Below are 26,324 nucleotides of genomic sequence, written 5' to 3'. Positions count from 1 at the left end.
CATGCTGGGCCTTTTTTTGTACTTTGAATATCAACCAACACTGGTTTAGTTAAAGTAATCTCTGATGTAGTCGATCAGCAGTCGTGTTTTCTCTGGGATATGGTCTTTATGGTTATATAGCATAAAGATATCACGTGGGTTTGCTGCCCATTCTGGTAATACTTGCACTAAGCCACCACTTTCGATGTGATGATTCACCATTACGTTGGGAATCAAAGCAATCCCGACACCCGCAGAGCAGGCATGTCTCACTACATTAAGGTCAGTTGCTTCTAGTCGACCTTTCGCTTTGTTCACTACGGTTTCACCGTGAGTATTGAGCAATGACCAGTGGGTAAGGGGTAAGCCTTTTAGTAGGGCATGATCGGTAAGGTCTTCTGCATGCTGCAATGACGCTGAACTGTTTTTCAGATACTCAGGGCTAGCAACTAAGATGTCTTTAACTTCGGTAAGCTTACGAGCGATGAGGTTTGAATCTCGTTGAGGACCCACACGAAAAATCATGTCCCACTCTGTAGGGTCAAGTTCATCAGCGCGGTTGGTCATGCTAAGGTCAATCTGGATATCAGGGTAGGTATCCATGAAGCCTTCCAACAACGGCATCAACATACGTTTAGTCAGGTTAGCAGGAGAGGAAACTCTTAAGCGACCTGCCGCACCGCGACACTCTTCACCCAGTTCTACGGCAGCACTTGATATTTGCTTTAGTAGAGGGCCACATTGCTCATAAAAGCGTTGGCCGGCTTCTGTTAGTGTTAATTTGCGAGCGTGTCTATTCAGCAGCCTTAAATCAATGGCGTCTTCTAACGCTTGTATTCTTCGAGTAATGGTCGCAACGGGTATGCGAGTAGCTCGAGAGGTGGCTGTATAGCTTCCATGCTCCACGACTTGTCGGAACAGATTGAGGTCATCAAGTTTCATAGTATCTTTCATGATCTAGATATGCGCTCACTTTCAAAGGGGGGTAACAACCCTATTGGGTCAGGTGATTTAGTGTTTATTATCAAACAGTTTTTACAATTTGTCGTCAAAATAAGTCATTTATCTTTGTGATTATTTAAACGGACATCTAATGTTATAGCAATTGAAGTAGACTTAAAGAGTATAAAGTGCACCAAGAGAGTACCTTAGTGGAGCTGCCGATGAGTCAAAAATATGCAGCAGACGTTCTTATATTGGATGATGATGCCGTATTTCGAAATTTAGTACGTTCACTACTTGAGACCCAAAACTATCGCGTCTTTGAAGCGGATAATGGTCTCGAGGGATTACAGCATCTTGCGAAACATGTACCCGACTTGGTGATTTGCGATATTGAGATGCCGTTGTTAAATGGTATGGAGTTTGTGGAAGAAGCCAGTCATCAATATCCCTCTTTGCCCCTGATTGTTATTTCCGGTACTGAAAAGATGTCGGTGGTGGCAAAGGCTTTGAAATTCGGCATAAAAGACTTCGTTACTAAACCTATCGTCAATCCTACTCATCTTCTATCGACGGTAGAGAGTACCCTTGAAGACGCGAAAGACTCTGCATTGGGCGCAAGAGACTTTACCAGCCAATGGTTTCAGTTAAATCCTCAAGGTGAACTGCCAGAAGACCAGGAATTGCATTGGCACCTAGAGTACCTAGATAATCATCCTGATATATCCCGTGACTTGTTGCAGGCTTTAGTTCCTGAGCAGAAAACAAGCCAAGGCGTGTGGAACTGCCACTTTCGGGTACTACAAAGTTCTGAATCCATGCCCATCGTCTATGACTACGCATGGAGCATGAATGGGCAGTTTCTATTTTACGTTCTTGATTCTGACTCGGCCGAGCAGTTTGGGGTGTCAACAACCCTATTGGTTCGAGCTTTGTTCAATGATTATATCCGTAGCCAAGAATCACAGGTATTCCATATCCAAGATTTAGTGAACAATCTTGAAAAAGCCATTCGCTATGCTGATTGCGGTGAACCCATCAATGCGATAGTCGGTCTTGCTGATTTTTCAAACCGTGAATTTAAGGTGATCAGCGCAGGTATAGAGGGCGCTTGGAGCACTTCGAATGCAAATCATGCACTCGCAACTCAACAGAGCTTGGGTGACGATAAGGTGTTGCATCAGGAACAGTTCCCCCTTGCCACAACGGGAAAAAATAGCCTGAAGCTGTCTGGTCTAGCGAACGCTAACTGTCAAATTGTCATCGCAAGCAAAGCGAATTAGTCGTAAACCTAGCTTCACTTCTTTTTTTTGCCTAGTTCAGATATTCTCTTTGTAGACTTATGCATGGACAAGGCTTTACAGTAGTGGCTACCCCCAAAAACCCAATAAAAAGATGGATGTTAATCTCCCTAGGGGTAGTGTGCCTTGTGTTAGGGATAATTGGCGTTGTGTTGCCGCTGTTACCGACCACTCCTTTTGTGCTGCTAGCTAGTGCCTGTTTCATGAGGAGCTCTCCGCGCCTCAATCAAAAGCTACTCTCTCACCCAACTTTTGGTCCTATTATCGAAGACTGGCGCGATACTCGTGGCGTAAAGCGCTCGGTTAAGCGCAAAGCGTACTGGCTGATTTTGTTTAGTTTCGCTTTATCTATTGCTCTAGCGCCAATTAACTGGGTGAGACTGCTGTTGGTGGCCATAATGGCAGTATTACTGCTGTGGTTGAGCCGTCTTCCCGAGCCTGCTGAGTAACTCAAGAACGAAAACTTGAGGCATACCAAAGTGTGGCTTGCTCAAAATTGATAAAATCACTACCATATCGTCCACTTATATCAATCTAATCACTATGGTCAGAGACTCTGGTTATACTTTGGTTAGAGAGATATCAATCGCACTCAACCCATACGCAAATTGGCGTCAGTTCATCACCATGATTTAAGCTATCCTGAGTGCTCTTACTCAGCGTTTTAGCAATGCCAAGTCAGGGGATGAACGACAATGGTTAGGGTCTGAATTAAACTGTAAGAATTAACTATGAATATTGAAAAGCAAGTCCTGATCAAAGCCAGCATCAAAAGCATTCCAGACTACCCGAAACCAGGTATTTTATTTCGTGACGTGACCAGTTTGATGGAAGATGCAAAAGTGTATCAAGCCACGATTGAGATGCTTATCGAACGCTACCAAGGCATGGGCTTTACTAAAGTGGTGGGCACTGAAGCACGTGGGTTTTTGTTTGGTGCACCTCTAGCGCTTGAATTGGGTGTTGGCTTTGTTCCAGTGCGCAAACCAGGCAAGCTACCTCGTAACACTATCTCTCAATCTTATGAGTTAGAGTACGGTACCGATGTACTGGAGATCCACACCGATGCGATCACCGAAGGTGACAAGGTACTTGTGGTTGATGATCTGCTTGCTACCGGTGGCACAATCGAAGCAACAACCAAGCTGATTCGCCAACTTGGTGGCATCGTTGAACACGCAGCCTTTGTTATCAACCTGCCAGAGATTGGTGGTGATAAGCGCATTGAAAAAATGGGCATCGAAGTGTTTAGCCTATGCGAGTTTGATGGCCACTAATCCTTCTCATCTATCAGGATAATTAATGAGTTATTTAGCGTTAGCACGTAAATGGCGTCCAAAGCGATTTAAAGAAGTCGTAGGGCAAGAGCACGTCTTGACCGCGTTGGAAAATGCATTGGATCAAAACCGTTTGCATCACGCCTACCTGTTCAGTGGTACTCGCGGTGTAGGTAAAACGACGATTGGTCGCCTACTAGCCAAGGGCTTGAACTGTGAAACTGGCATCACTTCAACACCCTGTGGCACGTGCCAAAGCTGTGTGGAGATAGATCAAGGTCGATTCGTTGACCTGCTAGAAATCGATGCTGCCTCCAGAACTAAGGTTGAAGATACTCGCGATTTATTGGACAACGTTCAATACAAGCCAGCTAGAGGTCGCTTTAAGGTTTACCTGATAGATGAAGTGCATATGCTGTCAAAGCATAGTTTTAACGCACTACTGAAAACCCTAGAAGAGCCACCTGAGTATGTGAAGTTTTTGTTGGCGACAACGGATCCACAAAAATTGCCAGTGACGATTCTGTCTCGATGCCTTCAATTCCATCTTAAGCCTATTACTGTTGATGATATTCATCAGCAACTAGAGCACGTTCTAGAGCAAGAAAGTATTGCCAGAGAAGACCGTGCCCTAGGTATGCTTGCCCATGCTGCTGATGGCAGTATGCGTGACGCCTTGAGCCTAGCTGATCAGGCTATTGCTTTAGGTAACGGCAATGTAGTGACAGAGCAAGTGTCGCGAATGCTTGGCACTCTAGATAGCGAACAAGCGCTATATCTGATTGATGCCATTGTTCATAAGCAGGCATCGAAAAGCCTAGAGGCACTAAATCAACTTGCCAGCAATGGCGTTGATTGGGATGGCTTGTTGCAAGAGCTGTCGATGCAATTGCATCGCATCGCCATGTATCAAGCGCTTCCTGCCACCTTAGATGCGGGTCATATGGACGCTGAACGAGTTCAACACCTTGCTGAGCAAATCTCTCCGCAAGAGGTACAGCTTTACTACCAAATTGCTCTAAAAGGGCGTGATGAGCTTTCTATGGCGCCAACAGAGCGAGCAGGGGCCGAGATGACCTTGTTGCGTATGTTAGCGTTTAGCCCTGCTGACAAGCCAGCAGCGAACACTATCTCTACGCAGAGCAATATCAGCAGTGAAGCAACACAGTCCTTACCTGTTGTGGATACAGCGCCGGTAGCGGAAAGGCCATCGCCGGTTCAACAAGCGAAAAAGGTGTTAGAGCAGGGGGGTGCTAAACCGGTTTCATCTGAGCCTCGCCCTGTAGAACCGCTGCAACAAGCCCCTTATTCTGCACAACAACCGCCTATTTCAACACAGCAACCGCCTAGGACTGATGTACCTCCTGTGCACTCAGGATATGAGCCAGCGGCTCAGCAGGACCAAGATGCCTCAAACCTAGTTCAGCCAGCAGAGCCTGTTGGTCATGACACAATGAATGAGCCACAAACTTCGGTTCAGAGCCCGCTAGTGGGCCTTCGTCATCAACTTCGTTCTAAGCGTCAAAGCAAAACATCAGTACAAGGCGACCGCTCAAAAAAGGGTGAGGCAGTACAGACAGGCAAGAAAGAAAGCGTACTTCAGCGAGTGACTCAAAAGCACCCGCCAAAGACACCTTCACAGTCCGTGCTGCAGGAAAAAGTCGATACCAGTGGTCAACCATATCAATGGCAGGCGTCAGAGTCTTCTCAACCCAAAGAAATAAAGCCAGGCCTAACACCGGCATTGTTGAAAAAGGCTTTGGAACATGAGAAGACACCCGAAATGGTGTCCAAACTGGTGGATGAATCTGTCGCACAAGACAGCTGGAGCGCTTTGATAGCTAAGCTGAATACCGCTAAGCTAGTGGAACAATTAGCCTTGAATTCGCACTTTGAGGAAAGCGAGGGTGGGATTGTCTTGCATTTAAGACCGAGTCAACAACATCTCGATGGAGACAAATCTCGCAGTGAGTTGATGCAGGCGCTTGCTGACGTGACAGGGCAACATCGAGAGATAACGGTACAAGTCGATGAGCAAGGTCAAACACCGTTAGAGCTACGAGAAACCCTGTATCAACAAAAGCTTGAGCAGGCGTTTAACAGTTTAGAGAGCGACGAGCATATAAAGTTTATTGAGGCCCGTTTTTCAGCGGAACTGGATAGAGAGAGTGTTCGTCCAATATAGGGTTGAAATGGGTTAGAGTAATCCCCATTTCACTAGTAATTATCAATACCGATATCAAAGAGAGATTCAGAATGTTTGGAAAAGGCGGTATGGGCAACCTAATGAAGCAAGCCCAGCAAATGCAAGATCGTATGGCGAAGCTTCAAGAAGAGATCGCACAAATGGAAGTAACTGGCGAGTCTGGTGCAGGCCTAGTTAAAGTGACTATCACTGGTAGCCACAATGTGCGTCGCGTTGACATCGATGAGAGTTTGATGGAAGACGACAAAGAGATGCTTGAAGACCTGATTGCAGCAGCATTTAACGATGCAGCTCGTCGTGTTGAAGAGACTCAAAAAGAAAAAATGGCTTCTGTGACTGGCGGTATGCAACTACCACCAGGCATGAAAATGCCGTTCTAAGAAACAGAACTAATCAATGCGTACCAGTAACATGCTGGAGCAGTTGATGGAGGCCTTACGTTGTCTACCTGGGGTGGGTCCCAAGTCGGCGCAACGTATGGCCTTTCATTTATTGCAGCGAGATAGAAGTGGTGGCGTTAAGCTAGCAGACGCCCTGAGTCAGGCAATGACTGAAGTGGGTCACTGTGGCGAATGTCGAACCTTCACGGAAAACGATGTTTGTCATATCTGTAGCAACCCCAAACGGCAGCAAACAGGCCAAATATGTGTGGTTGAAAGCCCAGCTGACATTGCAGCCGTAGAGGCAACTGGTCAGTATTCTGGACTCTATTTCGTGTTGATGGGGCATCTTTCTCCCCTTGATGGAATTGGTCCCAGTGATATTGGGCTTGATAAGCTCGACTTTAAGCTTCAAGAAGGCGAAGTCACCGAAGTGATATTGGCGACTAACCCAACGGTTGAAGGTGAGGCCACAGCTCAATATATTGCTGAGCTATGCCATATTCACCAAGTTAATGCCTCTAGGATTGCTCATGGCGTACCTGTCGGTGGCGAACTGGACCTAGTGGATGGCACCACCTTGTCTCACTCCCTCCTTGGGCGACACAAGCTTTAATAGCAAGATGTTAAAAGGCCGCTTAGTGTAGACTAAGCGGCCTTTTTTATGCTTTCTTACATTAGTGTGTTTGTATTACTACTCTTTGCCAGCAACTGCTTTGTAGATGATAGCGCCGATAATACCGCCAATAATGGGTGCTACCCAGAATAGCCATAACTGACTGATTGCCGCGTCCCCAACAAATACGGCCACCCCGGTGCTTCGCGCAGGGTTTACTGAAGTATTGGTGACAGGGATACTGATCAAGTGAATCAGTGTGAGACATAGGCCTATAGCAAGAGGTGCAAAGCCCGCTGGAGCTCTACCATCGGTCGCGCCCATAATAACGAATAGGAACACGGCAGTGAGAACAATCTCAGTCACTAGTGCCGCGGTCAGTCCATAGCCCATAGGAGAGTAATCGCCGTAGCCATTAGTAGCAAACCCGCCAATATCGGCACCTGCTTTACCCGTCGCAATCACATACAACACACCACCGGCGATAATGCCGCCAATAACTTGTGCAATGATATAGGGGACGACTTCCTTAGCTTCATGGCGGCCACCGGCCCAAAGACCAATAGTCACCGCAGGGTTTAGGTGACAACCTGAGATATGCCCAATAGCATAGGCCATAGTGACAACGGTAAGACCAAAGGCTAACGAAACGCCCGCAAAGGCAATACCAAGATCGGGAATGCCAGCCGCTAAAACAGCACTACCACACCCCCCCAATACCAACCAAAAAGTTCCAATCAGTTCGGCTAAGTACTTATTCATAAGAATCCCTTCTATAAGTGTTTGATTCTTAATAAAGGTAGTCGGTTTTTCTAAGTGTGGAAAATTTTATAAGGGTACAAAACGAAGAATTCTGACAAGAGCCACTTTACGCGGTACAGTTTTCTAGATCATTGAGAATGAAAAGCGCTTGTTCACGGGTATCACCGCACACCCATTCTGCCGCTTTAAAGCCATGGCATACGTCTGGGCGTTCTTTCTTGCCAAAAAGCTTACACAAGTTATCTTCGGTCAGTTGTTTACAGCGCTCACCGGCGTTCTTGCCGTTAGGATGCAGTGGAAAGCTGCTAGAGATACTTGGCGCTATACAACAGGCACCACAATAAAGACGACATTCCATACAGTTGAGCCTTACAAGAAAAGTGAAGGGGGATTATCAACAGTTTTACTAAGATTGAAAGAAGTTTCTGTACTCGGATGAAAAGTATTCATGTAAGTGCTTGATTATCGCTTTTGCTTGTATTTTAAGCGATGAATAGGTATAAAACGCCTCCAAGTTTATGACGGTAAGATTTAAGATGACTTCTCCATTTTGGCAAACAAAAACACTAGAACAGATGAGCGAACAAGAGTGGGAAGCTCTATGTGATGGCTGTGGTAAATGTTGCCTACACAAACTTATGGACGAAGACAGTGATGAGGTTTACTACACTAATGTGGCCTGTAGCTGGTTAAACAGCAAAACCTGTAGCTGTAAAGATTATGCCAATCGTTTTGAGTCTGGTGAAGAATGCTTAAAGCTCACACGCGACAAGATTCATGAGTTTCATTGGTTGCCAGAAACCTGTGCTTACCGCTTATTGTCAGAAAATAAAGATCTGCCTGAATGGCACCCGTTGATCACAGGTTCAAAATCAGCCATGCACGCTGCAGGCGAAAGCGTTCGCAACAAAGTAGTGTATGAGATTGATGTTGTGGATTGGGAAGACCACATCCAAAATCACCCAAACAGAAAGTAACTACTCACAATCTGTCTTCGCATCCGAATGCGGATGTGTTGACATGCCATGATTAAGAGCTCCGCTAACAACCTGTTCGGGTAAAGGTAAAACTAATAATTGGTACTCAGGGAAGGGGCTTTGTTTTGATATATCGGAAACCTCTGTCACCGGTGTAATCAGCGCAATTTTGAGATCCGGTATTCGCTTGTTGAGTGAGTAGGCAATGCCCATCCCATTCTCAACATGAAACTTTCCAGCCGTATGCATCACCTGATGTTCAGGGTTGTCTTTAATGTGCATAGCAATACTCTCCGCCATAGTCTCGTCCCATGAAACCTGAGCCGCGTACATCTTGTCTACGACATCTTTATCCATCCCTTCCATCATCTCGGTGAAATTTGCCTTGTAGGGCCTATCAGAAGTATCCAGTTGCGCCGCCACAAACTTGCGCTCTTTACTGTCTAGCTGTTTAAGATAATCAGGACCAACTTTCCCGATACAACGCACAATATCTCGTGGGGCATTTGCCGCAATCACAGGCATGTTCGCCGCTTTGGCTTGCTCAACAAGAGCGCGATAGTCACTGGTGTAATTAGGCCATGCATTTCCATGAGCAATCAGCGCTAATTCGCCAATTTCATCATTCAAATACTGATCTAGAGTTGATTGCGCAGGTCGGCTGAATTGCTCCATAGAGAGAGCCACGTATTCGTTCTTATCAAGTAACAATCGGTAGAGATCTGACTGAAAGCGATGTACGGCAGAATGAGAGTGCCACTCACCAACGAGGACAACATCTGCGTTTAAGACCTGCGAGGGAAGCGAGGATAGAGTTATTGACTTGGACGGCTTTTGATAAAGCTGATAGTCAAAAAATGTAGTGACAGCAGAGTGCTGCTCTTTAGCAAGGACTTGGGAACAAAGAAAACAGGAGAGCAAAACTAAGGTGTTTCTATGTGCATACATATCGGCTCTCCTGCCTGTTTGGGTTAACTCACCCTGTAAACCTGAATATTAAAGTCCGCTTCACACTCAAAGGTGTCAAAGTCTTTAAGCTCTGCTTGCAATTCCGTAGACGCTTTCCAAGCAAAGGGCGTCATTTGCAGAAGCTCAAACGCTAAGCCTTTTTCTAGTTGCATCTGATAATTGAGTTTAGTTTGTTCCACTAACTCTAGCCCTGCAAATTCATCGGCTTCTTCTTCGTGCAAACGGACTTCTTGATATATACGTTCGCGAAGCTGATATAGATGTCTTGCGCCAGGGGTCACTGTAATTAATAGACCATTAGGCTTTAGGCAGCGCAGCAGTTCTTCTTGTTTACTAGGTGCATAGACCTTAACAATGACGTCTAGGCTGTTATCGCTAAAGGGCAGTTTATAGCTTGATGCAACACTGAAATGGCAATTCGCGTAACGCTTTGATGCGTAGCGAACGGCCACTTTGGAGATATCCAAACCATAGACTTCGGCATCATCGGTAAGCGTTAGGGCAATTTCATTGGTGTAGTAGCCCTCACCGCAGCCGATATCCAATACCGTTGGAGCTTTGATGCCTTCTACGCACTTATTGACCGTCGAGGCTAGTTGCTGCTGCAGGTTTTGATAGTGACCGGATTCTAGAAAGATTCTGCGGGCTTGCATCATCTCTTTACTGTCACCTGGGTTCTTTGAATGCTTGTGATGAGCGGGCATCAGATTTACGTAGCCTTCCTTGGCCTTATCGAACATATGATTGTTAGGGCATTTAAACGTTCGAGATTCTAGGGCTAAAGGTTGTGAACAAAGAGGACAGGCGTAGATCATAATAACTGGATTCAAAAAATGGTATGCAGATAGTAGTCGCTATCGATGATAGAGACAATGATTATAAGAAGTGACTCTAGCAATGAATCTAGAGTCACTCACAGGCGTTTACTTACAACCGATAGTAGTCGACAGCGTGTAGCTCTCACCAGGCTTAACAACCGTGCCTGACTCGATACTTGGGGCATGCTGACTAGCTTCAATGCACAGCATTGTTTTGTAACCATCGTCTTGCATGTCACTCATTGCTTGCGCTCCCTCGGCCCAAGGGTTCCAAATTACTGCTGAGTTTGAACCTTGGTTTTCAATGACAATCTCACGTTCAAAGCCAGGATCGCTCAAGGTGATGAGTGGTTTTGGCTGAGTGTAAACTCTGTCGATGGTATCCGTAAGGGTGAGTACGTCGCCGCCTTGAGTCAGTTTCGCTTCGTTTAGGCTATCGATATACTCAGGACCCATGCCACGTGTTTCAACGTTATGGATATCAGAGATATTAAGGTACGTGTGAAGCGCGCCAGAGAAGCGCCAGTCGGCTTCATCTGTGTTAGTTATAACAAGGCTAACCTTTAGCTCGTTACCAACCTCTACGTTCAGCACAGCTTCAAATTGATGTGGCCATACTGCTAGCGTCTCTTCAGAGGTGCTGAGACCTAGACTCACAATAACGCCGGTTTCATTTTCTCTGTGCTCGATAAGTTTCCATTGTGAGGTGCGAGCAAACCCATGTGCAGGTGCTGCAATTCGGCCAAACCATGGCCAGCAAACAGGGATCCCACCACGCAATGCTGCTTTACCATCGTAAATGGCTTGTTCACTCATCCAGATAAGGTCTTGCTGGCCTTGTGGCTTGTAAGAGATGACATGACCGCCGTGAAGCGCGATGGCAGCAGACGCTTTTTCGTGAATGACGCGAACAATCTTAAGCTCGTCTTGCTCAGCGATAGTGACGTTGTCAGAGAGGACCGCTATTGCGGGTAGTTGATATACATCCATATTGAGTTCTCACTAAATTAGGGCGTATTGTGATGCACGATTGAATGTGCAGTTGTAGTTGTTGCCCTAAATTTTTGACAAAAAAAAGGCGACTCAAGAGCCGCCTTCATGCAAATTTCTTAGCTAATGCTTACTTAGAGATGTGAGCGATTAGGTCTAGAACTTTGTTTGAGTAACCGATTTCGTTGTCGTACCAAGATACAACTTTAACGAACTTGTCGTTAAGTGCGATACCAGCTTTAGCATCGAATACTGAAGTGCAAACTTCACCGATGAAGTCTTGAGAAACAACTTGGTCTTCAGTGTAACCAAGAACGCCAGCCATTTCGCCTTCAGAAGCTTCTTTCATAGCAGCACAGATAGCTTCGTAAGAAGCACCGTTAACTAGGTTAACAGTTAGGTCAACTACAGAAACGTTAGCAGTTGGTACGCGGAAAGCCATACCAGTTAGTTTGCCGTTTACTTCTGGAAGTACAACGCCTACAGCTTTAGCAGCACCAGTTGAAGATGGGATGATGTTCTGAGAAGCACCACGGCCACCGCGCCAGTCTTTAGCAGAAGGACCATCTACAGTTTTTTGAGTTGCTGTAGTAGCGTGAACTGTAGTCATAAGACCAGACTCGATGCCGAACTTGTCGTTAAGAACTTTAGCGATTGGCGCTAGGCAGTTAGTAGTACAAGAAGCGTTAGAAACGATGTCTTGACCAGCGTAAGTGTCGAAGTTTACGCCGTTAACGAACATTGGAGTTGCGTCTTTAGAAGGACCAGTAAGAACAACTTTCTTAGCACCAGCAGTGATGTGCTTACGAGCAGTCTCGTCAGTTAGGAAAAGACCAGTTGCTTCAGCAACAACGTCTACGTCGATTGCGTCCCACTTAAGATCTTCAGGGTTGCGTTCAGCAGTTACACGTACAGTCTTACCGTTAACGATTAGGTTGCCGTCTTTAACTTCAACAGTGCCGTTGAAACGACCGTGAGTTGAATCGTACTTAAGCATGTAAGCCATGTAATCTACGTCGATTAGGTCGTTGATACCTACTACTTCGATGTCGTTACGCTCTTGTGCTGCACGGAAAACGAAACGGCCGATACGGCCAAAACCGTTAATACCTACTTTGATAGTCATTATTGTTGCTCCACAACTTTTATGTCAGATTAATTTTAAACTGGTAGTAAAATTACAAAACTCAGTTTCCTTCTGCAACCGATAATCATGCTTATTTTGTTTAAAGTCAAAAAAAAATACTTTCTTATCGCACTTAGCCCTGCAGATGGTCGTTTATTGCACTCATTTGACGAGGTACTGTCCAATAAGTGCGTGTTGCGCAACAAAAAACTGATATTGAAGCGCGAATTTCTATCTCTTTCACATAAGTGGAAGAAAGTATGTGCTACAACATCGGACGAGGCAAGTGATCCACTGCCAAAAAGTCATGATAAATTTTAATTAGGGAAGCAGGGACTCGTTTTACGTATGAGTGATAGTAAAAAATTAGACCAAGAATGGCGTCAGGAATTATCAGAAGAAGAATATCGTGTGTGTCGAGAGCAGGGCACTGAAGCGCCTTATAGTGGAAAACTATTACACAATAAAGCGACCGGCGATTACGCATGCACTTGCTGTAAGACTTTGCTGTTTAAATCAGACAATAAATACGACTCGGGTTGTGGTTGGCCAAGCTTTGATGCACCGGTATCTAATGATGCGATTCGTTATCTGGAAGACAACAGTCATGGCATGAAGCGCGTAGAGATCCGCTGTGCGAAGTGTGATAGCCATCTGGGACATGTGTTTCCTGATGGGCCTATTAGCACCGGAGAGCGCTATTGTGTGAACTCGATATCCTTAGTGTTTAACAAGGATAATGAGCAAGGTTAATCATTGTGGTAACTTTGTTACGACATAAAACAACGCAGGAGGGAGACAATGAGTCAAACTAAACCGGATTTAGAGCAAATGGTCGATGCCATTACTCCAGAGGCATATCAAAGGCTTTGCTTTGCTGTAGAAACTGGCCGCTGGCCTGAAGGGACTGCGCTTAGTGAAGAGCAAAGAACCTACTGTCAGCAGGCGGTAATGCTGTACCAAAGTAAGAATAATACCGAGGCGCAGCACATGACGGTGGCGGCAGGCGGAGAAATCAGTTTTAAATCTAAGAGTGAATTGAAGCGTCAGTTTAACAATGAAGAAACAATCACTAAAGTTAAAGTCGATTAACTAGTGATGGTTTGTTAAGCCTTCAGCTTATTGTCAATGTTCACTATCTGCTCCACCAGTTGCTGCATATTGTCAGCAACAACCTCAGCCTTTTTATACAACGGATGATAGAGGGCGCCGCTTCGGTTAATGTAAGCGGCGCGCATTCCTGCCGTCATCGCCCCATGAGTATCCCAATCATGGGTTGCCACTAATCTAAGGTCTTCGACCGAACGCTCCACCTTTGACGCCGCATAATGATATACATCCGTACACGGCTTGAAGCTTTCTGTTTCCTCGACGGAGATGACTTGGTCGAAGTAGTCAGTCAGTCCGGCATTCTCTATCTGTGTGGTAATTAGTTTAGAGGACGAGTTGGATAGGGCAACGGTGCGATAACCATTGTCTCTAAGCCAAATTAGTGCCGGTTTTATATCTGTATGAGCGGGAAGATTCGCAAATGTCGACAATATTTCGGTTTGCTGGGCTTCACTTAACAATATTTGTTTTTTTGAGGCTAATGTTTGCAGGGCAATTTTTGCAAGAGTCGCAAAATCGGATTTGACCCTAGTAGCGATGGCGACCGTTGAGCTATGCAGCAACATAGAAAACCAGGTGTCGGCGTAATCTGCACTGCCGAAGTAGGTTGCAAATTTAGGTTTGAGTGGCGCCAAGCTTAGAACCGTTTCGTTAATATCAAATAAGACTGTATCGCGCATAACCGACTTACCCTAATTGGTTGGATAGGGTGACAATAGCACTTACTATGATGATTGTTAAAGGCGGATAGGACACAAGATGATTAGGGCAGAAGCAAGCCGACTCAACGAATATTGGTCGGCTTATTTTACTTAAAGAAAGGTCGCTACAAAAACCAAGCCAAAAGACTTTAGTCTTATAAACTCATCTCACCATGCAGTACTCGTTGCATCTGAACCTTGATCTCTTCGTAGTCCAAGCCTTTGCTTAGAAGGAAGTGAAGCTTAGCCAGCGCCGCTTCATGAGTCATGTCATAGCCACTGATCACTCCAGAGTCAGCCAGAGCACAGCCTGTTGCGTAGCCGCCCATGTTTACCTTGCCTGCCAAACACTGTGTGAGGTTAACCACGATAACGCCACGCTCTGACGCTTCTTTAAGATGTGCCAGCAACTGCGGGTTTTGCGGGGCATTACCCACACCAAAGGTCAGTAAGATCATGGCATTCACTGGCTGGCGCAATGTATTGCGGATCACCTCATGAGAAATACCCGGATACATAGTGATAACGCCGATAGGCTGAGGAGTTATCGTGTGTACCTTAAATTCACCGACGGGCTTCTTATCCACTTCTGCAATAGAACTCACCTGAATATTGATACCTGCCTCAAGTAAAGGAGGCAGGTTTGGCGAGGTAAATGCGGAAAAACCGTCGGCATGGGATTTGGTGCTTCGATTGCCACGCATTAGCTGGTTATTGAAGAACAAGGTCACTTCATTGATGGGGTAGTTGGCAGCAATATGCAGGGCATTAAGCAAATTGGCTTGACCATCTGAGCGCAGCTCTGCGAGGGGGATCTGAGACCCTGTCACTATTACTGGCTTGCCAAGGTTTTCCAACATAAACGACAGAGCTGACGCCGTGTACGCCATGGTATCGGTACCATGCAGAATCACGAAACCATCGTACTTGTCGTAGTTATTCTTGATGTCGTCGGCAATTTGTTGCCAATCAGCAGGGGTCATATCGGAAGAGTCGATAAGCGGTGCGTACTCATGGATAGTGTACTCTGGCATCTCTGGACGATTGAACTCCGGCATACCAGCAAGTTGCGATTCCATGAAACCTGCTACCGGTACATAGCCGTTCGCGGATTTTTGCATACCGATAGTACCACCGGTATACGCGATATAAATGTGTTTACGTGTGTTCTGCTGAGACATAAAAACAGGTGCTTTTGACGGGTAACTGATTGGGGCGAAGTATAGCGGATTTAAGGGCTCAAGCAATATGACACTGGTGCAAATATAACAAAGCCCAGCGTAATACTGGGCTTTGGTGGTTAGTGCTTACTATTTAAATGCTTATTGCACTTGGCATGGCAGGCACAGGGTGTAGTAACCGTTTGGATCGTTAAACTGTTGCATCACGCTAAGGTCTTGCTGAACTTGCGAAGCAATAGGTTGCAGTGCGCTAGGAAGCCACATATTAACGTCTAGACCTAAAGAGACTGAGATTCGTTTGCTGAAGTCCTGCAAAAACTGCTGTGCAGGTGACAAAGATTTCTGTAGCCAATTAAGGGAGTAGGTATCTATCTCCGCTAAGCTTGCTGCGCGAGCAATGGCGTCATCAAAATCACCGATAGAATCCACAAGGCCATTATCCACCGCATCTTGACCAGTCCAAACGCGGCCTTCCGCTATTTTTTCAACAGCGTCTGCTTCTATGCCTCGGTTGTCACTCACAAGGCCTGTAAAGCGTCGGTAACCATTTTCGATACCTAATTGCATAGCCCGCTTCGCTCCATCGTTTAGACCGGTAGCAATACCAATACCAGAGAAGGGAGAAGTGCCAAGTCCATCGCTGTAGACCCCGTACTTGTTAAAGCCTTTCTCAAAGGTGGTCACGACACTAAAGATACCAATTGAGCCGGTTAAGGTTGTTGGTTGCGCCATGATCTCGTCGGCAGACATCGAAATCCAATATCCCCCAGATGCGGCTAGGCTAGACATAGACACAACGACTGGACGATTTGTTGCCTTGAATGCAATCAGTTCATTGCGAATCACCTCAGACGCAAAAGCGCTACCTCCTGGACTGTCAACGCGAAGTACCAAAGCTTTGACGTCGTCATTTAGGCGAGCTTTTCGAATCAGTGCGGCTGTTGTATCACCGCCCACCGAATTACCTTGCTGTGGGCCATCCATAATGGCGCCACTGGCGACAACGATGGCAATTTCATTATCGGTAAGTACGGGTTCTTGGATCACTTCGTCTTTATAGGTGTAATAACCAACGGATTTAAAACCATTTTCATCATCGCCACCAAAGGCTTCGATCATCGCGTCTCTTGCTTGTTGGCGAGTCGCTAATTCATCGACCATACCGAGTTGCATTGCCAACTGAGCTAGGCTGCCGTCCGCTTGTTCAAACTCCTTCAAGAAGGCATCCATACTTGGGTTCAGAACCGATTTCTCAATGCCTCTGTTGCTGGCAACATCATCGACATAGGCTCCCCAAAGTTGACCTAACCATACGCCAGCCGCTTCCTTGGCGGGTGCAGACATATTGTTACGGGTAAAGGGTTCAACTGCGGACTTGTAAGTTCCCACCTTGAAAACGTGCGTCGTAACGTCGAGGTTTTCGAGTAGGGTTTTGTAGTAAAGAGAATATGAGCTGTAACCGCGAAGTAATACTCCACCATCTGGAGCCAGATAAATCTTATCTGCATAGCTCGCTAGATAATATTGGCTCTGGTTGTAGAAATCTCCAATGGCATAAACAGGCTTTCCGCTTGCCTTAAACTCGTTAAGAGCCTTGGCAATATAACGCAGCTTGGTGAGATTGGTTTCTGGCATTTTCTTCAAGTTGAGAACGAGACCTGAAACGTTTTCATCTGAAGCCGCATAGCGAATGCTCTCTCTGATGTCGTAGAGCACATTTTCTCTCGGGATCTCGTTACCTAGTAGCGAGCTTGTTAATGAATCCATGGGATTCACGAAGCGTCGTTGTTCGACGATTTTCCCTGAAATATTCAGTACCAGAGCTTTTGGCTCTTTTTCGACAGGAGCAACGTCATCTTTTGAGCTAATTTGCGAGAAGCTGAAGTAAATAAAGACGATAGCTGCGATGAATAAAAGGTTGGCGAGAGCGAGGCGAATGAAAGTGATGACCTTCCAAATGCCTTTTATTATCTTACCTATGAAGCGAAACAGTGTTTTCATTGTGTTCTCCGCCTGATCCTTCAACAATCAGAGATTTAGGGGAAATGATTCTTAATGCTAAGTGATAATCAGTCCAATCACAAACCTCTCAGTGCGAAATATTGCTCAAAAGAGTCAAATAAAATCATAGACCTACAGGTTTGCTGTGACAGATTATTCTGCACTCTTAGATATGGTATACGTTAATCGCAAAGATTGTGATTACCTTAACGAATGTTGCGGAATTGTAAAAATATATTTGCCATATGAGGGAACCCGTTTTATCGTGGTCAGACCAGGATGAATTAAGCAAACAGGGGATGCTATGTACCCAAACCTACTTCGACCACTTGACCTAGGTTTTACCCAATTGAGAAACCGAGTTTTAATGGGCTCAATGCACACAGGGCTTGAAGACAGTGCAAAAGGCCTGCAAAAGCTGGCGGCTTTTTACGAAGAGCGTGCCAAAGGCGGAGTAGGTATTATAGTAACTGGAGGATTCTCTCCTAACCTGCGTGGTCGTCTCTATCCAACGGCTGCACAATTTAGCCGACCAAAACACGCTGAGGCACACAAGGTGATCACTGAAGCGGTGCATCGCCATGATGGTAAAATTGCCCTTCAGTTGCTGCATGCTGGGCGTTACGGCTACCACCCTCTAACTCAAAGCTCTACTCCAGCTAAAGCTCCTATTGCTAAGTTCGCACCCAGTGAGATGAGCTCTAGGCAGGTCGAAAATACTATCGAAGATTACGCCAACAGTGCAGCTCTTGCGAAGCAGGCGGGCTACGATGGCGTCGAGGTGATGGGCTCTGAAGGCTATCTCATTAATCAGTTTATCTGTAAGCGTACCAATAAGCGCGCCGATGACTGGGGTGGCTGTTATAAGAACCGTATGCGCTTTCCCCTTGAAATAGTGAAGGCTATTCGTCGCTCTGCAGGAGACGACTTTATTATTATCTTCCGCCTCTCGATGCTGGATTTGGTCGAGGAGGGGAGCACCTTAGATGATGTGATTTTGCTGGCTAAAGAGCTAGAGAAAGCCGGTGTCACAATTATCAATACTGGCATTGGCTGGCATGAAGCGCGCATTCCTACCATAGTCACCTCAGTGCCAAGAGGGGCGTTTACTTGGGTGACCAACAAGGTCAAACCGCATGTATCTATCCCTGTCATAGCCACCAACCGAATCAATAGCCCAGAGCAGGCTGAAGAGATTATCGCTCAGGGCGCCGCGGACATGGTGTCAATGGCAAGACCCTTCCTTGCAGACCCTGAATTCATTCGCAAAGCTGCAGACGGCGAGCCGCAATTGATCAACACCTGCATCGGTTGTAACCAAGCCTGTTTAGACAATGCCTTCAAGGGCAAGCGCGCCAGTTGTATGGTCAACCCTAGAGCGTGCTACGAGACCGAATACCCCATTATAAAAGCCAAGCAAAGCAAGCGTGTAGCGGTTGTCGGAGCTGGGCCTGCAGGGCTCAGCGCTGCCCTTTATTGTGCCAAGCGCGGGCACCAAGTAGACCTTATCGAGAAGAGCGATAGGATCGGCGGTCAATTTAGGCTGGCGATGCAGATCCCAGGCAAAGAAGAGTTTAGAGAAACCATTCGCTACTTTGCCAACCAACTGGATAAGTATGGCGTGAATTTGCTTCTGAATATGGAAGCAACCGAGCAAGTGCTGAAAGAATACGACGATGTGATCATGGCCACGGGCGTTAAGCCAAGACAGGTCAAGATTGAAGGCTTGGCAGAAAGCACCAAGGTGTATGATTATCAAACGTTAATTCGCGAGAAAAGCTATGTCGGCGACAAAGTCGCGGTGATAGGCGCCGGTGGCGTAGGCATTGATGTAGCGACCATGCTCACTGAACCTAGTCGTTACTCTCTGCAAGAGTGGATGCATGAATGGGGCATAGACCAAGAGTACAAGCATGACGGTGGTTTGTATCCTTTCCCTGAGATCCATTCCAAAACAGAAGTGTGGTTATTGCAACGCCGCGACGGCACCGTTGGCAAGGGACCAGGAAAAACAACCGGCTGGGTACACAGAGCGACGCTGCAAAAACGCGGTGTTCATCTACTGGGCGGGGTTAACTATGAGAAACTGGATGAGGCCGGACTGCATCTATCTGTTAAGGGAGAATCGCAAACCCTAGACGTTGATAGTGTGGTGGTGTGCGCTGGACAAGAGTCAGTAAGACCCTTTGAAGATAAATGGGCGGAAAAAGAAGGCCACGTTCACGTCATTGGTGGGGCAAGTGAAGCCGGTGAACTTGATGCGGTTCGCGCTATTCGTCAAGGGTTTGAGATTGCAATTAAGATCTAGTCTCATTTAGATGTTACACTCATTCGAGTAATGTAAAACTGATTCTGGAATGAAAAATACATGGAAGCACTCGATCTATTATTAAACCGTCGCTCAATCGCGAGACTGTCTGCCCCTGCTCCAAGTGGAGAGGTACTAGAGAATATCTTAAGAGCCGGTTTAAGGGCGCCAGATCACGGGGCTATTACCCCATGGCGCTTTGTTATCTCACAAGGTGAAGGGCTGCAAAAGCTGGCTGATATCTTGGTATCAGCAGCAACTGTGGCGAAGGCTGAGGAAGCCGTAATAGAGAAGCTTTCTAAGGCGCCATTTCGAGCGCCTATGGTGATTACGGTAATTGCGAAAACCAAGCCACACCCAAAAGTGCCAGAGTTTGAGCAGTACTTGTCGGCTGCGTGCGCTGTACAGGCGATGCAAATGGCCGCGGTCGCACAGGGCTTTCAGGGCTTTTGGCGTTCGGGGACTTGGATGTTTGATCCCAATGTTGCTAAAGCGTTTGGTGTTGAAGGACAAGACAAGATTGTCGGGTTTTTATATTTAGGCACATCAGAGTGCACGCCAGCCAAAGCGCCCGAGCGAGATCTTGATAAGTTCGTCGAGTATCTATAGCCCTATCTCGAGCGTCATTTAGCAAGGGTAATCCCTTTATCATTCTTGCACTTAGATTACTGGGTATGTATATTTATCCAGTAATCTATTTTCAGTTAATTTCCTTATGACTCGACTTTTTGTAGCAGAGAAACCTAGCCTAGGTCGCGCAATCGCCGCCGCACTTCCCAGACCCCATAAGAATGGGCAAGGGTACATTGAATGTGGAAATGGCGACGTTGTTACTTGGTGTATCGGTCACCTTCTCGAACAAGTTGAGCCCGACGCTTATGATCCACGTTATAAAAAGTGGGATCTGGCGGATCTCCCCATCATTCCCGATGCTTGGCAATTACGCCCTCGCAAAAGCGCTGCTAAGCAGCTTGCTGTGGTCAAAAAGCTTCTTAAATCCTCGAAACAAATCGTTAATGCTGGCGACCCCGATAGAGAAGGGCAATTGCTGGTGGATGAAGTCTTTGACTATTGCAAGGTGAGTAAAACCAAAAAGGAAGCCGCCCAACGCTTGTTGATCAGCGATTTAAACCTTGCGGCGGTCAAGCGATCGCTCTCTAGTATGCGCAGCAACCGAGAATTCGTCCCTTTATCCGTATCCGCTTTAGCTCGCTCGCGTGCCGATTGGTTGTATGGGATGAACATGTCACGTGCCTATACCTTGTTAGGTAAAAAAGCTGGCTATAATGGAGTCTTGTCCGTTGGTCGAGTGCAAACACCGGTACTCGGCCTTGTTGTGCGTCGCGATCTGGAAATTGAACGCTTTGTACCGCGAGACTATTTCACCTTACACGCCTTGATTCCGTATCAAGACAACTCCCAAGCCTACGATATCAGGGCTAAATGGGTGCCAAGCGAGGCATGCGAAAAATGGCAAGATGAAGATGGCCGCGTATTAAGCCGCGCTTTGGTGGAAAATGTAGCCCACCGAATTAAGGGCCAGCCCGCTAAAGTGGTCAAGTCAGAGCAGAAAAAGACCAAACAAGCGCCGCCTTTGCCGTATTCATTGAGTGCCCTGCAGATTGATGCCTCTAAACGCTACGGCATGAGTGCGCAGCAGGTGCTCGATCTTTGTCAGTCTCTGTATGAAAAATATAAGGTAATTACTTACCCTCGCTCGGACTGCCGTTATTTACCTAAAGAGCATTTTAAAGAAGCGTCCTCGGTTTGCGCTGCAATCTTAGCAAACTCGTCAGAGCACAAAGTGGCAGTGGAAAACGCCAACCTGTCTCTGCGCTCTAAGGCATGGAATGATGCCAAGGTTGATGCACACCATGCCATCATACCGACACCGAAAAAGGTGAGCAGCTTGCCAGCGCAAGAGTCTAAGGTGTATCAGTTAATCGCAATCCAATATCTGATGCAGTTTTACCCATCGGCGGAATACGCAGAATCTAAGCTTGAGTTTGATATCCAAGGTGGAAAGTTTGTGGCCTCGGGTCGTCAGTTAATCCTGCCCGGTTGGAAGGCATTGTTCCCTGCCCGCCAAGGTGCAAATAGCAATAATAAGGAAGATCAGGCGCCGTTAGTTCCTGCGCTGCAAGAGGGGCAAGAACTGACTTGCCGAGAAGGCGAGATCAAACAAAAGCAAACTGAGCCTCCTAAACACTTTACTGAAGCGACACTACTTCAGGCGATGACGGGTATTGCACGATTTGTACAAGACGATTCATTGAAGAAAATCTTAAGAGAGACAGACGGCATAGGTACAGAGGCCACTCGCGCTGGTATTCTAGACACCTTGTTTAAGCGCGCTCTTTTGATGAGAAGTGGAAAGTCAGTACTGAGCACCCCTGCGGGAAGAGGCCTTGTGCAAGCATTGCCTGATCTCTCTACTTATCCAGATTTGACCGCGAATTGGGAAAAACAGCTACAGGACATGGCAGAGAAAAAGCAGGCCTATCAACCCTTTATTAGTCAACTGCAGCAGCAACTGTCTCAATTGATGGATACCGCCAAATCAGGCCCTGTCCCAGATTCTCTGCGCTCTTTACCAGAAGTGAAAAAGCCAGCCTTTAAAAAACGCCGCACCAGTAAGAAAAAGTCTTACTCGAAAGGCGGCGCTAAGTAACGAGGCTTGCGTGATTAGAAAGCGTTTGCCAACAGCTTACCAAGCGATAGTTTGACCATCGTAGTTGTAGAAACCGCCGGATTGTCCATCTCCAGACTCTTCTATCACTTTAACTAAGCCTGCCACTGATTGGTTGACATCAATCAGTGCATTGGGCCCGCCCATGCGCGTTTTCACCCAGCCTGGGTGCAGCGCTAAAACGGTATAGCCTTGTGGGCTTAAATCGTTATGCAGACTTTTTACTACAGAGTTAACTCCAGCCTTTGACGAACGATAAATGTAGCCACCACCAGAGGTGTTTTCTTGCATACTGCCAACGCGTGAGGAGAGGATTGCGATGCGTTTCTCACTGCTCTTTTCAAGTACAGGATATAATGCCTCTACTAGCTTCAAAGGGGCGATGGTGTTGATCTCTAGTACCTTTCGCCACTCGTCAACATCGGTGTCACCGAAGCTGCAGCCTTTAGGACCGTAGTAACCCGCGTTATTGATCAGCAGGTCTAGCTGCTCAAATTCGTTCTTGAATGCGTTAACGGCAGCGTAATCAGTGACATCTAAATGCCTTACGCGCAAGTTATCGTACTTTTCACAAAGATTAAGAAGCTCTTCACTGGAGGCTTCGTTTCTGTAGGTGGCGACAACGCTCGCCCCCATTTTCAAATACGCAATGGTAAGGCCAAGACCAATCCCTCGATTGGCGCCGGTAATCAAAACGGTACGCATAGCGACTCCTTATTGCACAAGGTTTCTAAGTCTATCTTTAGCATCTCTCAAGCTGCGAGTCAGCTAAGGTTGAGTTACAAAACGTACCTTGTGAGTTATCTCAATTATTTAGGTTGAGCGTCTACACATAAACCACTGATTTCTTGAGATTGTTCACTCATCAAATAGAGGTAAAGTGGCATGATATCCAGTGGCGTTTTAAGGGTTGCTGAATCTTCAGCTGGATAAGCGCCAGCGCGCATTGAGGTGCGAGTAGCGCCAGGGTTAATGGCATTGATGCGCACATTAGTATTGCTGAGTTCATCCGCAAGGACTTGCATCATGCCCTCGGTCGCAAACTTGGAAATGGCATAACTGCCCCACAGCGCACGCCCGATGTGGCCGACGGTTGATGAGGTAAATACAATGCGCCCAAACTCTGCTTTTCTCACTAACGGCAGTAAGGCTTGAGTCATCAAGAACTGAGCCTTGACGTTGATTTGCATCACTTCGTCAAAGGTATCTTCTTCAATTTGGTCAAACGGACTGATCATGCCTAGCACACCTGCATTGTGCAGTAAGCCGTCCAAGCGACCGTATTGCCCTTCAATGGTTTCAGCCATATCAATGTAATGCTGTTTAGTGGCGCCTTGCATATCCAATGGCACAATAGCCGGCTCGGCATAACCTGCATTAACAATTTCATCGTACGTTTTTTCTAGCTTGTTCACGGTGCGACCAAGCAAAATAACGGTGGCGCCATGCTGGGCGTAAGAGAGAGCGGCTTGTTTACCAATGCCGTCTCCAGCACCGGTTACTAGAATAATTTTGTCTTTTAAAGCGTCAGTTGCTACTGCGTAATCCACAATCTGAGTCCTTTTGTATGCGGTTTTGATTTAACGAATATGAATAGGACGTTACAATACAACAATATTCATCTTCAGGGATAAGACATTGGAATTTTTGTTAGATTACGGCTTGTTTTTGGCCAAAATTGTTACGTTTGTCGCCGCGATTATTGTGGTTTTGGTGATTGCAAAATCAGCATCAACTAAATCAGGCGCAAAGGGATCACTAGAGGTGACCAACCTATCTGAGCAACATGAGCAAAATATCGAACTGATGGAGCATCATCTGCACGATGAAGCGTTTATCAAGGCTCGTGATAAAGCGGCGAAAAAGAAGCGTAAAGAAGAAGAGAAAGCGCGCGGTAAAGAGATCAAAGAAGCGGTTAAAGGTGGCGAGCTAGACACCAAACGTAAACCGCATTTATTTGTATTGGACTTTATTGGCAGTATTGATGCCAAAGAGGTGACTAATCTTCGTGAAGAAATCACCGCCATACTGGCGTGTGCTCGTGAAGGTGATGAAGTATTGGTGCGCCTAGAGTCTGGCGGTGGCATGGTGCACGGCTATGGTCTGGCGGCTTCACAGTTAGATCGCATCAAAGCAGCAAACATTCCATTGACCATTTCGGTGGATAAAGTCGCAGCTAGTGGCGGTTACATGATGGCCTGTGTGGCAGATAAGATAGTCAGTGCTCCGTTTGCTATTGTGGGCTCTATTGGTGTGATCGCTCAAATCCCTAACTTTAATAAGCTTCTGAAAAAGAACGATATTGAGTTTGAACAAATGACCGCAGGTGAGTACAAGCGTACTCTGACAATGTTCGGTGAAAATACCGATAAAGCGCGCGAGAAGTTTAAGCAAGAACTGGAAGAAACCCATGTGCTGTTTAAAGATTTCATCCGCGAACGTCGTCCGGAACTTGAACTAGAGAAAGTCGCAACGGGTGAGCATTGGTATGGTAGCCAAGCCCTTGACCTTGGTTTGATCGATAAGGTGCAAACATCTGACGACTTAGTGGTAGAGGCGTGTAAGGATAAAACCGTACTAGCGGTTCATTACGTACAGAAGAAGAAGCTAGCAGACAAGTTTGGAAAAGCGGCTGCAGAAGCGACAGATTCAGTGCTGCTAAAATGGGTTCAGCGTGGTCAACGCCCAATTGTTTAGCGATACAATCGCCTAGGCGGTTAACGATAGAACACCGCTAACCATAGGGTTGGCTCTTCAGGGGTGGTCCAGGCCACCCTATGCTTTTGATGAGCAGGGATGTTGAGATACTCCCCAACGCCTAGCTTTATCGTTTCCCCACTTTCAAACTCAATCTCACCTTCTCCCTTTAATACGATCACCCACTCGTGTTCTTCTTGGTCATACCAACTTGTGTCTGGTGAGGTGTGTCCATGAGAGATAATCCGTTCTATACGGGTGTGTTCACTCTTGAGTAGATCGCTAAATAATTCGTTGGGCAAATCATTGGGGATATCTGAGAATAAATTAGGCATAAAAACTCCCTTTTTATGACTGTTTTATTATAGCGCTAACTCATCGCCCTGCATGCTACCTAGCCTGCGAGCCATCCTTGTATAATCTTCTGTGTTATTACTCGCAGAGTGGGGTAATTACCTCTATAATATGCCGCGCGTTCAAAGAGACGCACTTAGGGCAAAGACCCACAACAACAAGAAAAACATCTGGAGTAAATATGTCTTCTCTTTCTCCTGTCATTACCGTAGACGGCCCAAGTGGGGCGGGTAAGGGCACTTTATGTATGATGTTGGCTGAAAAGTTAGGCTTCCAATTACTCGACTCAGGTGCGATTTATCGTGTCCTAGCGCTAGCGGCAATTCACCATGGTGTTGATATTGAATCAGAAGATGCCTTGGTACCACTAGCGACGCACTTAGATGTGCAATTTATCGCTCAGGGCGACCTTGTTCAGGTTGTACTGGAAGGTGAAGATGTTTCAAGCGAATTAAGAAAAGAAGAAACAGGAATGGCAGCCTCTAAAGTTGCTGCTCTGCCTCGAGTTAGAGAGGCCTTGTTGCGTCGTCAGCGAGCATTTCAAACTGAACCAGGTTTGGTTGCCGATGGGCGTGATATGGGGACAGTGGTTTTCCCTAGCGCAGTGGCAAAGATTTTCCTAGATGCCAGCGCTGAGGAACGAGCACAAAGACGCTTTAATCAGTTGCAAGGCAAGGGCTTAGGCGTTAGTATTGACCACCTTTTAAGCGAGATCCAAGAACGTGACCATCGCGATCGCAACAGAGCGGTTGCACCTTTACGTCCTGCGGAAGACGCTTTAGTGCTTGATTCTACAGAACTTTCTATTGAAGAAGTGGTAGAAAAAGCCTTACAATTTATCGAATCTAAACTGTCTTGATTTCACCTTTATTAAGGTAATCAGGGCTTTATGGAACGTTGGTCGCAAGGATGATGACTGGCGAATTTATCAACCCCACGC

General features: G+C 46.4%; 27 protein-coding genes. 14 read left to right on the top strand and 13 right to left on the bottom strand.

Annotated elements, in window-relative coordinates; translation table 11 throughout:
* Positions 1-45: 45 nt before the first annotated feature.
* Positions 46-921, bottom strand: coding sequence for a LysR family transcriptional regulator (locus A6E01_RS08455; RefSeq protein WP_065210361.1), 876 nt, complete (start codon positions 919-921; stop codon positions 46-48).
* A 221-nt stretch (positions 922-1,142) separates the two neighbouring features.
* Between A6E01_RS08455 and A6E01_RS08450 the strand changes: the two genes are divergently transcribed.
* The 6 genes from A6E01_RS08450 to recR all read left to right on the top strand — a co-directional run bounded on the left by A6E01_RS08450 (position 1,143) and on the right by recR (position 6,701).
* A complete protein-coding gene (locus A6E01_RS08450; protein WP_237334466.1) occupies positions 1,143-2,204 on the top strand; it encodes a response regulator in 1,062 nt (353 codons plus the stop codon).
* 59 nt (positions 2,205-2,263) lie between these two features.
* On the top strand, positions 2,264-2,671 hold the full coding sequence (locus A6E01_RS08445; RefSeq protein WP_102359412.1) for a YbaN family protein: 408 nt from the start codon (positions 2,264-2,266) through the stop codon (positions 2,669-2,671).
* A gap of 282 nt (positions 2,672-2,953) precedes the next feature.
* Positions 2,954-3,499, top strand: a complete 546-nt coding sequence (gene apt, locus A6E01_RS08440; RefSeq protein ID WP_065210060.1) for an adenine phosphoribosyltransferase — start codon at positions 2,954-2,956, stop codon at positions 3,497-3,499.
* 25 nt (positions 3,500-3,524) lie between these two features.
* Entirely contained in the window at positions 3,525-5,684 is a 2,160-nt protein-coding gene (gene dnaX, locus A6E01_RS08435; RefSeq protein ID WP_065210059.1) for a DNA polymerase III subunit gamma/tau, read from the top strand.
* A gap of 71 nt (positions 5,685-5,755) precedes the next feature.
* Positions 5,756-6,085 carry a YbaB/EbfC family nucleoid-associated protein gene (locus A6E01_RS08430; protein ID WP_017027817.1) on the top strand — a complete coding sequence of 110 codons (330 nt, stop codon included), beginning with the start codon at positions 5,756-5,758 and terminating at the stop codon, positions 6,083-6,085.
* A 16-nt stretch (positions 6,086-6,101) separates the two neighbouring features.
* Positions 6,102-6,701 carry a recombination mediator RecR gene (recR, locus tag A6E01_RS08425; protein WP_017027818.1) on the top strand — a complete coding sequence of 200 codons (600 nt, stop codon included), beginning with the start codon at positions 6,102-6,104 and terminating at the stop codon, positions 6,699-6,701.
* A gap of 78 nt (positions 6,702-6,779) precedes the next feature.
* On the opposite strand, the gene aqpZ is transcribed toward recR, so the two are convergent.
* Both aqpZ and A6E01_RS08415 read right to left on the bottom strand, forming a co-directional pair.
* Entirely contained in the window at positions 6,780-7,463 is a 684-nt protein-coding gene (gene aqpZ / locus A6E01_RS08420; protein ID WP_065210058.1) for an aquaporin Z, read from the bottom strand.
* A 106-nt stretch (positions 7,464-7,569) separates the two neighbouring features.
* Positions 7,570-7,821, bottom strand: coding sequence for a hypothetical protein (locus tag A6E01_RS08415; RefSeq protein WP_065210057.1), 252 nt, complete (start codon positions 7,819-7,821; stop codon positions 7,570-7,572).
* 178 nt (positions 7,822-7,999) lie between these two features.
* Between A6E01_RS08415 and A6E01_RS08410 the strand changes: the two genes are divergently transcribed.
* The gene (locus A6E01_RS08410) at positions 8,000-8,440 is read left to right on the top strand and encodes a YcgN family cysteine cluster protein (RefSeq protein ID WP_065210056.1); all 441 of its coding nucleotides are present in this window, start codon (positions 8,000-8,002) and stop codon (positions 8,438-8,440) included.
* Here A6E01_RS08410 and A6E01_RS08405 read toward each other — a convergent pair whose 3' ends face one another.
* The 4 genes from A6E01_RS08405 to gap form a co-directional block, all read right to left on the bottom strand.
* The gene (locus A6E01_RS08405; RefSeq protein ID WP_065210055.1) at positions 8,441-9,388 is read right to left on the bottom strand and encodes a ChaN family lipoprotein; all 948 of its coding nucleotides are present in this window, start codon (positions 9,386-9,388) and stop codon (positions 8,441-8,443) included.
* A gap of 23 nt (positions 9,389-9,411) precedes the next feature.
* Positions 9,412-10,224 carry a 23S rRNA (guanine(745)-N(1))-methyltransferase gene (gene rlmA, locus A6E01_RS08400; RefSeq protein ID WP_082961353.1) on the bottom strand — a complete coding sequence of 271 codons (813 nt, stop codon included), beginning with the start codon at positions 10,222-10,224 and terminating at the stop codon, positions 9,412-9,414.
* Between the two features lie 108 nt (positions 10,225-10,332).
* Complete coding sequence (locus A6E01_RS08395; protein ID WP_065210053.1) at positions 10,333-11,217, bottom strand: D-hexose-6-phosphate mutarotase; 885 nt, start codon at positions 11,215-11,217, stop codon at positions 10,333-10,335.
* Positions 11,218-11,347: 130 nt separating this feature from the next.
* Positions 11,348-12,343, bottom strand: a complete 996-nt coding sequence (gene gap / locus A6E01_RS08390; protein ID WP_017027825.1) for a type I glyceraldehyde-3-phosphate dehydrogenase — start codon at positions 12,341-12,343, stop codon at positions 11,348-11,350.
* Positions 12,344-12,691: 348 nt separating this feature from the next.
* Between gap and msrB the strand changes: the two genes are divergently transcribed.
* Together msrB and A6E01_RS08375 are read left to right on the top strand one after the other, a co-directional pair.
* Positions 12,692-13,096: a peptide-methionine (R)-S-oxide reductase MsrB gene (msrB, locus tag A6E01_RS08380; protein ID WP_017027827.1), complete on the top strand. Its 405-nt coding sequence runs from the start codon at positions 12,692-12,694 to the stop codon at positions 13,094-13,096.
* Between the two features lie 48 nt (positions 13,097-13,144).
* Positions 13,145-13,435 carry a YeaC family protein gene (locus tag A6E01_RS08375; RefSeq protein ID WP_065210052.1) on the top strand — a complete coding sequence of 97 codons (291 nt, stop codon included), beginning with the start codon at positions 13,145-13,147 and terminating at the stop codon, positions 13,433-13,435.
* A gap of 14 nt (positions 13,436-13,449) precedes the next feature.
* Here A6E01_RS08375 and A6E01_RS08370 read toward each other — a convergent pair whose 3' ends face one another.
* From A6E01_RS08370 to sppA, 3 genes are all read right to left on the bottom strand, one after another.
* Positions 13,450-14,133 carry a haloacid dehalogenase type II gene (locus A6E01_RS08370; protein ID WP_065210051.1) on the bottom strand — a complete coding sequence of 228 codons (684 nt, stop codon included), beginning with the start codon at positions 14,131-14,133 and terminating at the stop codon, positions 13,450-13,452.
* 176 nt (positions 14,134-14,309) lie between these two features.
* Positions 14,310-15,335 (bottom strand): asparaginase, encoded by a 1,026-nt coding sequence (gene ansA, locus A6E01_RS08365; RefSeq protein WP_017027830.1) that lies wholly within the window; start codon positions 15,333-15,335, stop codon positions 14,310-14,312.
* A gap of 141 nt (positions 15,336-15,476) precedes the next feature.
* Positions 15,477-17,336, bottom strand: a complete 1,860-nt coding sequence (gene sppA / locus A6E01_RS08360; RefSeq protein WP_065210050.1) for a signal peptide peptidase SppA — start codon at positions 17,334-17,336, stop codon at positions 15,477-15,479.
* 304 nt (positions 17,337-17,640) lie between these two features.
* Here sppA and A6E01_RS08355 point away from each other — a divergent pair, with 304 nt between their 5' ends.
* From A6E01_RS08355 to A6E01_RS08345, 3 genes are all read left to right on the top strand, one after another.
* The gene (locus A6E01_RS08355; RefSeq protein ID WP_065210049.1) at positions 17,641-19,644 is read left to right on the top strand and encodes an NADPH-dependent 2,4-dienoyl-CoA reductase; all 2,004 of its coding nucleotides are present in this window, start codon (positions 17,641-17,643) and stop codon (positions 19,642-19,644) included.
* 60 nt (positions 19,645-19,704) lie between these two features.
* Positions 19,705-20,253, top strand: a complete 549-nt coding sequence (locus A6E01_RS08350; RefSeq protein ID WP_017027833.1) for an NAD(P)H nitroreductase — start codon at positions 19,705-19,707, stop codon at positions 20,251-20,253.
* A 106-nt stretch (positions 20,254-20,359) separates the two neighbouring features.
* Positions 20,360-22,315: a DNA topoisomerase III gene (locus A6E01_RS08345; RefSeq protein WP_017027834.1), complete on the top strand. Its 1,956-nt coding sequence runs from the start codon at positions 20,360-20,362 to the stop codon at positions 22,313-22,315.
* Between the two features lie 36 nt (positions 22,316-22,351).
* Here A6E01_RS08345 and A6E01_RS08340 read toward each other — a convergent pair whose 3' ends face one another.
* Both A6E01_RS08340 and A6E01_RS08335 read right to left on the bottom strand, forming a co-directional pair.
* Positions 22,352-23,038 carry an SDR family oxidoreductase gene (locus A6E01_RS08340; protein ID WP_065210048.1) on the bottom strand — a complete coding sequence of 229 codons (687 nt, stop codon included), beginning with the start codon at positions 23,036-23,038 and terminating at the stop codon, positions 22,352-22,354.
* Between the two features lie 104 nt (positions 23,039-23,142).
* Positions 23,143-23,883, bottom strand: coding sequence for a YciK family oxidoreductase (locus A6E01_RS08335; protein ID WP_017027836.1), 741 nt, complete (start codon positions 23,881-23,883; stop codon positions 23,143-23,145).
* Between the two features lie 88 nt (positions 23,884-23,971).
* On the opposite strand from A6E01_RS08335, the gene sohB reads away from it, so the two are divergent.
* Positions 23,972-25,030, top strand: coding sequence for a protease SohB (gene sohB, locus A6E01_RS08330; RefSeq protein WP_017027837.1), 1,059 nt, complete (start codon positions 23,972-23,974; stop codon positions 25,028-25,030).
* Between the two features lie 20 nt (positions 25,031-25,050).
* Here the strand turns inward: sohB and A6E01_RS08325 are convergent, their stop codons facing one another.
* A complete protein-coding gene (locus A6E01_RS08325) occupies positions 25,051-25,365 on the bottom strand; it encodes a cupin domain-containing protein (RefSeq protein ID WP_017027838.1) in 315 nt (104 codons plus the stop codon).
* 200 nt (positions 25,366-25,565) lie between these two features.
* On the opposite strand from A6E01_RS08325, the gene cmk reads away from it, so the two are divergent.
* A complete protein-coding gene (cmk, locus tag A6E01_RS08320) occupies positions 25,566-26,243 on the top strand; it encodes a (d)CMP kinase (protein WP_017027839.1) in 678 nt (225 codons plus the stop codon).
* Positions 26,244-26,324 lie beyond the last annotated feature (81 nt).

It is taken from the genome of Vibrio breoganii, from assembly GCF_001677275.1.
In the GTDB taxonomy this organism is placed as follows: domain Bacteria; phylum Pseudomonadota; class Gammaproteobacteria; order Enterobacterales; family Vibrionaceae; genus Vibrio; species Vibrio breoganii.
Note: the sequence above shows the minus strand (reverse complement) of the source record. Positions and strands in the feature narration are given on the sequence as shown.

Bases quoted from the DNA above. Each gene is read 5' to 3' on its own strand.
- A6E01_RS08455 (WP_065210361.1), bottom strand. From the start codon at position 921: ATGAAACTTGATGACCTCAATCTGTTCCGACAAGTCGTGGAGCATGGA.
- A6E01_RS08450 (WP_237334466.1), top strand. From the start codon at position 1,143: ATGAGTCAAAAATATGCAGCAGACGTTCTTATATTGGATGATGATGCC.
- A6E01_RS08445 (WP_102359412.1), top strand. From the start codon at position 2,264: ATGCATGGACAAGGCTTTACAGTAGTGGCTACCCCCAAAAACCCAATA.
- apt (WP_065210060.1), top strand. From the start codon at position 2,954: ATGAATATTGAAAAGCAAGTCCTGATCAAAGCCAGCATCAAAAGCATT.
- dnaX (WP_065210059.1), top strand. From the start codon at position 3,525: ATGAGTTATTTAGCGTTAGCACGTAAATGGCGTCCAAAGCGATTTAAA.
- A6E01_RS08430 (WP_017027817.1), top strand. From the start codon at position 5,756: ATGTTTGGAAAAGGCGGTATGGGCAACCTAATGAAGCAAGCCCAGCAA.
- recR (WP_017027818.1), top strand. From the start codon at position 6,102: ATGCGTACCAGTAACATGCTGGAGCAGTTGATGGAGGCCTTACGTTGT.
- aqpZ (WP_065210058.1), bottom strand. From the start codon at position 7,463: ATGAATAAGTACTTAGCCGAACTGATTGGAACTTTTTGGTTGGTATTG.
- A6E01_RS08415 (WP_065210057.1), bottom strand. From the start codon at position 7,821: ATGGAATGTCGTCTTTATTGTGGTGCCTGTTGTATAGCGCCAAGTATC.
- A6E01_RS08410 (WP_065210056.1), top strand. From the start codon at position 8,000: ATGACTTCTCCATTTTGGCAAACAAAAACACTAGAACAGATGAGCGAA.
- A6E01_RS08405 (WP_065210055.1), bottom strand. From the start codon at position 9,388: ATGTATGCACATAGAAACACCTTAGTTTTGCTCTCCTGTTTTCTTTGT.
- rlmA (WP_082961353.1), bottom strand. From the start codon at position 10,224: ATGATCTACGCCTGTCCTCTTTGTTCACAACCTTTAGCCCTAGAATCT.
- A6E01_RS08395 (WP_065210053.1), bottom strand. From the start codon at position 11,217: ATGGATGTATATCAACTACCCGCAATAGCGGTCCTCTCTGACAACGTC.
- gap (WP_017027825.1), bottom strand. From the start codon at position 12,343: ATGACTATCAAAGTAGGTATTAACGGTTTTGGCCGTATCGGCCGTTTC.
- msrB (WP_017027827.1), top strand. From the start codon at position 12,692: ATGAGTGATAGTAAAAAATTAGACCAAGAATGGCGTCAGGAATTATCA.
- A6E01_RS08375 (WP_065210052.1), top strand. From the start codon at position 13,145: ATGAGTCAAACTAAACCGGATTTAGAGCAAATGGTCGATGCCATTACT.
- A6E01_RS08370 (WP_065210051.1), bottom strand. From the start codon at position 14,133: ATGCGCGATACAGTCTTATTTGATATTAACGAAACGGTTCTAAGCTTG.
- ansA (WP_017027830.1), bottom strand. From the start codon at position 15,335: ATGTCTCAGCAGAACACACGTAAACACATTTATATCGCGTATACCGGT.
- sppA (WP_065210050.1), bottom strand. From the start codon at position 17,336: ATGAAAACACTGTTTCGCTTCATAGGTAAGATAATAAAAGGCATTTGG.
- A6E01_RS08355 (WP_065210049.1), top strand. From the start codon at position 17,641: ATGTACCCAAACCTACTTCGACCACTTGACCTAGGTTTTACCCAATTG.
- A6E01_RS08350 (WP_017027833.1), top strand. From the start codon at position 19,705: ATGGAAGCACTCGATCTATTATTAAACCGTCGCTCAATCGCGAGACTG.
- A6E01_RS08345 (WP_017027834.1), top strand. From the start codon at position 20,360: ATGACTCGACTTTTTGTAGCAGAGAAACCTAGCCTAGGTCGCGCAATC.
- A6E01_RS08340 (WP_065210048.1), bottom strand. From the start codon at position 23,038: ATGCGTACCGTTTTGATTACCGGCGCCAATCGAGGGATTGGTCTTGGC.
- A6E01_RS08325 (WP_017027838.1), bottom strand. From the start codon at position 25,365: ATGCCTAATTTATTCTCAGATATCCCCAATGATTTGCCCAACGAATTA.
- cmk (WP_017027839.1), top strand. From the start codon at position 25,566: ATGTCTTCTCTTTCTCCTGTCATTACCGTAGACGGCCCAAGTGGGGCG.